Source organism: Cellulomonas biazotea (assembly GCF_004306155.1).
Taxonomy (GTDB): domain Bacteria; phylum Actinomycetota; class Actinomycetes; order Actinomycetales; family Cellulomonadaceae; genus Cellulomonas; species Cellulomonas biazotea.
Genome location: NZ_BIMR01000306.1, coordinates 1 through 4,685 on the forward strand (window position 1 = coordinate 1; position 4,685 = coordinate 4,685).

The 4,685-nt window shown below is 76.6% G+C and carries 5 protein-coding genes; 2 read left to right on the top strand and 3 right to left on the bottom strand.

From position 1 onward, the window contains the following. Nucleotides 1–115 precede the first annotated feature (115 nt). Nucleotides 116–373, top strand: coding sequence for a PspC domain-containing protein (locus CBZ_RS17370; RefSeq protein ID WP_246013510.1), 258 nt, complete (start codon nucleotides 116–118; stop codon nucleotides 371–373). 113 nt (nucleotides 374–486) lie between these two features. On the opposite strand, the gene CBZ_RS17375 is transcribed toward CBZ_RS17370, so the two are convergent. Continuing rightward, nucleotides 487–1,761 carry a cytochrome P450 gene (locus tag CBZ_RS17375; RefSeq protein ID WP_130782735.1) on the bottom strand — a complete coding sequence of 425 codons (1,275 nt, stop codon included), beginning with the start codon at nucleotides 1,759–1,761 and terminating at the stop codon, nucleotides 487–489. Nucleotides 1,762–1,980: 219 nt separating this feature from the next. On the opposite strand from CBZ_RS17375, the gene CBZ_RS17380 reads away from it, so the two are divergent. Beyond that, a complete protein-coding gene (locus tag CBZ_RS17380; RefSeq protein ID WP_218022807.1) occupies nucleotides 1,981–2,802 on the top strand; it encodes an alpha/beta fold hydrolase in 822 nt (273 codons plus the stop codon). 50 nt (nucleotides 2,803–2,852) lie between these two features. Here the strand turns inward: CBZ_RS17380 and CBZ_RS17385 are convergent, their stop codons facing one another. Together CBZ_RS17385 and CBZ_RS17390 are read right to left on the bottom strand one after the other, a co-directional pair. After that, nucleotides 2,853–4,067 (bottom strand): RNA polymerase sigma factor, encoded by a 1,215-nt coding sequence (locus tag CBZ_RS17385; RefSeq protein WP_130782739.1) that lies wholly within the window; start codon nucleotides 4,065–4,067, stop codon nucleotides 2,853–2,855. Continuing rightward, on the bottom strand, nucleotides 4,064–4,510 hold the full coding sequence (locus CBZ_RS17390) for a YciI family protein (RefSeq protein ID WP_130782736.1): 447 nt from the start codon (nucleotides 4,508–4,510) through the stop codon (nucleotides 4,064–4,066). Before CBZ_RS17390 ends, CBZ_RS17385 begins: the two co-directional genes overlap by 4 nt. Nucleotides 4,511–4,685 lie beyond the last annotated feature (175 nt).

The window sequence follows — 4,685 nt, forward strand, 5'->3', positions numbered from 1 at the left end:
GGCCCTGGGTCCGCTCCGGGACGTTCCCCGATGTGCCCGGCGGTCGCCCGCCGCGATGCTGGTGGCACAGCCGAGACGCGACCGTCGCGCCCGGCGCTCCCAGGAGGGAACCACCGTGAGCAGCACCATCCACGACCAGATGAGCCGACAGGGACTGGTCCGCCCCGTCCACGGCCGCGTCCTCGCCGGCGTCTGCGCCGGGCTCGGGGAGCGGTTCGGCATCTCCCCGTGGGCGGCCCGACTGCTGTTCGTCCTCGTCCTCATGGTGCTGCCCGGCAGCCAGATCCTCGTCTACCCGATCCTGTGGATCCTCATGCCGTCGCAGGCCGTCGCCCCGTCGACCTACGCGCCCTACGGACCCAGCCGGGCCTGACGCCCGCCGGCGACCGCGCCGGCGCCCCGAGACCGACACGGCGGCCGCGACCTTGGAGGGGGTCCGGCCGCCGCGTCGCGTCCGGAGTCCGGCGAGCCCGGCGGCGGCCCGGGTCAGCGCACGCCGCGACGCACGCGCAGGCCCGACAGGTCGTACCCCGCGCTCACCGCGTTCCACCGGACCCGCGGCGGCCCCGCCCCGAACAGGTCCTCACGGAACAGGGCCGTGACGAGCACCTCCGCCTCCGCCATGGCGAGCGGCGCCCCCGGGCACTTGTGGTGGCCGTCGCCGAAGCTCAGCAGCGTCGGCAGGACCGAGCGCGGCAGGTCACGCGCCGGGCACAGGCGGTCGCCGTCCGCCCCCGCCGCGCGCGGGTCCGCGTTCACCGCGCGCACGTCGATGTCGACCACCGCGCCGGCCGGCACCTCGACCGGACCGTCCGGCCCGTCGAGCGTCACCGGCGCCGTCGTCTCCCGCAGCAGGTGCCCGATCACCGGCTCCAGCCGCAGCACCTCGTCCAGCACCTCGACCCGACCGGCACGGTCCGCCGCCCGGTACCGCGCGAGCAGCGCCGGGTCGTCCAGCAGGTGCCACACCGCGACCGTGATGAGCTCGCGCGTCGTCACCATCCCCGCCGCCGCGTACGTCACGCACTCCGTGAGGATGTCGACGTCGCTGAACCCGTCGTCGAGGAGCTGGCTGATGAGGTCGTCCCGCCGACGACGACGCCGCGCCCGGATCGAGGGCCGCACGTCGAACAGGTAGAAGCGCAGCATCGCGAGGTTCCGCCACGTCGCCCGCGCACGCAGGACCGGCCCCGACGCACCCGTCGGGTCGGGCTCGAAGAACGCGTCGAGCCGCCGGTGCATCGCGGGCGACGTCGCGCTGTCGATCCCGATGACGCGCGACGCGACCCGCACCGCCATCTGCATCGACAGCCGCGTCACGTCCGTCCACGCGTCCGACCGGACCGTCGCGGCCAGCTCGTCAGCCGCCTCCTGCATCCAGCCGCGGTACCCCTCGACCGTCCGCGGGGCGAAGAACCGCGCGGCCGCCCGCCGCTGCGCGTGGTGCGGGTCGCCCTCCAGGTAGAGGATCGGCGGCCGGATCCGCGGACCGTCCGGCCCGTGGAAGTTCTGCGCGTTGAAGCCTCCCTGCCGGGTGCCCTCCGGGTGCCGCAGCACCGTGCGCGCCAGGTCGAACGAGCGGATCCGCCAGCGCGGCACCGGGCCGTCGACGCGCTCCAGGTCCGGCCCCGGCCCGTCGTCCGGCTGCGTGAGCTTGCGCACCGGGCAGGCCGTGGGCGCGGTCCCGCCACCGACCGCGCCGCGCTCCGCGGGCACCCCGTGCCGGCCCGTCGGTGCCCGCCCGTCCGAGAAGACCGTCATCCCGCGGAGACTAGGCCGCACGGCCCGACGCCGACCAGCGGCGCCGACCGCGCAGGCGTCGCCCCGTGCTGCCCGCACCCGCCCCGGGCCGGGCACGCGAGGACCGGCTCAACCCGATGAGTTCCGACGGCGACCGCGGTCCACCCCACGACAGCCCGAGCGACGCACCGCGCGCCCGGGCACGCCCGGCACACCCAGCACGACCCTGATGGAGGACCCGTGACCGCCTCGCCCGCCACCGTGACCACCGGCATGCTCGACGTGCCCGGCGCCCGCCTGTACTACGAGCTGCGCGGCTCCGGGCCGCTCGTCGTGCTCGTCGCCGCGCCGATGGACGCCGACGCGTTCGCCCCGCTCGCCGACCTGCTCGCGACCGACCGGACCGTCCTGACGACCGACCCGCGGGGCATCCGCCGCAGCACCGTCGACGACCCCGAGGCCGACGTCACCGTCGAGGTCCGCGCCGACGACGTCGCCCGGCTGGTCGCGCACGTCGGTGGGCCCGCCGACCTGGTGCTCGGGTCGAGCGGCGGCGCTGTCACGGTCCTCGACCTCGCCACGCGGCACCCCGGCGTCGCCGCGACCGTCGTCGCGCACGAGCCGCCGCTGCACGCCCCGCTCCCCGACGACGCCGACCTGGCCGCGCGCACGCGGCGGATGATCGAGACGCACGAGGGCGGCGACAGCATCGGCGCGTGGCAGCAGTTCATGGAGATCGCCGACATCCCGATCCCGCCCGAGGCGCTCGAGCAGATGTTCGGCGGGGAGCGCTCCGCGCAGGACGTCGCGGACGAGCGCGTGCAGTTCTCGCACATGCTGTGGCCGACGGTCCGGTACCGGCCGGACGTCGACGCGCTGCGGGCGTCGGCGACGCGGGTCGTGGTCGGGATCGGCGAGGAGTCGGCCGGTCAGCTGTGCGACCGCTCGTCGCGGGCGCTGGCCGCCCAGCTCGGCGTCGAGCCGGTGCTGTTCCCGAGCGACCACGTCGGCTTCGCGGAGGACCCGCCGGCGTTCGCGACCCGCCTGCGCACGCTCCTCTGACCCACGCCACGCGCGCGGCGTCGAGCAGGGCCGTCAGGCGGGCGGCGCCGTCAGGCGGGCGGCGTCGTCAGGCGGGCGGCGCGGAGGGTCAGGTAGCGCTGCTCGGGGACCGACGTCGCTGCCGCCGCGGCCCGCCGGTAGGCCGCGGCGGCGCCGGTGGTGTCGCCCGCGGACTCCAGCAGGTGCGCGCGGACGGCGTCGAGACGGTGGCCTGGCAGGTCGACGCCGTCCAGCAGCCGCAGGCCCGCGGCGGGACCGTCGACCATCGCGACCGCGACCGCCCGGTTCACCGCGACGACGGGGCTGCCCGTCATGCGCGCGAGCAGGTCGTACAGCGCGGCGATCTGCGCCCAGTCGGTGTCCGCGGCGGTCGGGGCGCGGTCGTGGACCGCCGCGACCGCGGCCTGCAGCTGGTACTCCCCGACCGACCCCGCGCCGATCGCCGCGTCGAGCAGCGCGAGGCCCTCGGCGATGCGCGCGCGGTCCCAGCGGGTGCGGTCCTGCTCGGGCAGCGGGACCAGGTCGCCCGACGCGTCGGTCCGGGCGGGGCGGCGGGCGTCGGTGAGCAGCATGAGGGCGAGCAGCCCGGCGACCTCGGGGTCGTCGGGGTCGAGCGCGTGCAGCCAGCGGGTCAGGCGGACCGCCTCGTCGGACAGGTCGACGCGGTGCAGGTCGCCGCCGCCGGTGCTCGTCGAGCCCTCGGTGAACATCACGTAGAGCACGTGCAGGACGCTGCGCAGCCGGGCCGGTCGCTCGTCGGGACCGGGCAGCGTGAACGTCGACCCGGCGTCGGCGACGCGCTTCTTCGCGCGGCTGATCCGCTGCGCCAGCGTCGGCTCGGGCACGAGGAACGCGCGCGCGACCTGCGCGGTCGTGAGTCCGCCGACGGCCCGCAGCGTCAGCGGGATCGCCGACGCGGGCGTCAGCGACGGGTGGCAGCACAGGAACAGCAGGGTCAGGGAGTCGTCGCGGTCGACGACCTCCCCGCCGCCCACCTCCGCGGCGGCCCACCGTTCTTCGCGGGCACGTCGGGCGCCCTCGCTGCGTCGCGCGTCGAGCAGGCGCCGGGTCGCGGTCTGCAGCAGCCAGCCGAACGGCCGCTCGGGCACGCCGTCGCGCGCCCAGTGCGTCACGGCGACGACGAGCGCCTCCTGCACGGCGTCCTCGGCGGCCGCGAAGTCGCCGGAGCGCCGGCCGAGCACGCCGAGGACCTGCGGCGCGAGGGTGCGCAGCAGGTCCTCGGGCGCGTCGGCGGGCGTGGTCAGGCGACGCCGTCCGCGGTGCGCAGGTAGTCGAGCATGCCGTCGGCGTCGGACGCGCCGCCCTCCTCCATGATCCGGCGCACGTGGATGGGCTGGCCGGTGGGCCGCCCGCCCCGGCCGGGCACGGCGGACACGAGCGCCGCGATCTCGACCGCGCGCTCCTCGGTCTCGACGTCGACGACCTGGAACCCGGCGAGCCACTCCTTGAACTCCGGGAAGGGCCCGTCGGTGACGACGGGCGCCCCGACGCCGTCCGACCGGACGACCTTGGCGAGGTCGGGACCGGTGAGGATCGTCGTGTCGACGAGCTCGCCGCTGGCCTCCAGCTCACGGTTGAGCGCGGCGTAGTAGTCGAGGTGGGCGGTGATCTCGTCGGGCGTCCACTCCTCCATGGGGGTGGGGTCGTCGCCGGACCGGAAGTCGACGGCGATCAGGTAGCGGGCCATGGTGCTGCTCCTTCGTCCTGTGGTGCCCAGGGTGGCACTCTCACCCGGGGAACGGAGCCGGCCGGCGTTCCTCGACATCCGCGAGGGCGACGGCGGGCGCGGTCGCGACGGGGTGGGCGCCGCGGCGACCAGCCGGGCGGGGCCGGGGCCGGGCGGTGACGGCGAGCCCCGCCGC

Excerpts from the sequence above, each read along its gene's own strand:
- CBZ_RS17390 (WP_130782736.1), bottom strand. The coding sequence starts at position 4,510 with ATGGCCCGCTACCTGATCGCCGTCGACTTCCGGTCCGGCGACGACCCC.
- CBZ_RS17375 (WP_130782735.1), bottom strand. The coding sequence starts at position 1,761 with ATGACGGTCTTCTCGGACGGGCGGGCACCGACGGGCCGGCACGGGGTG.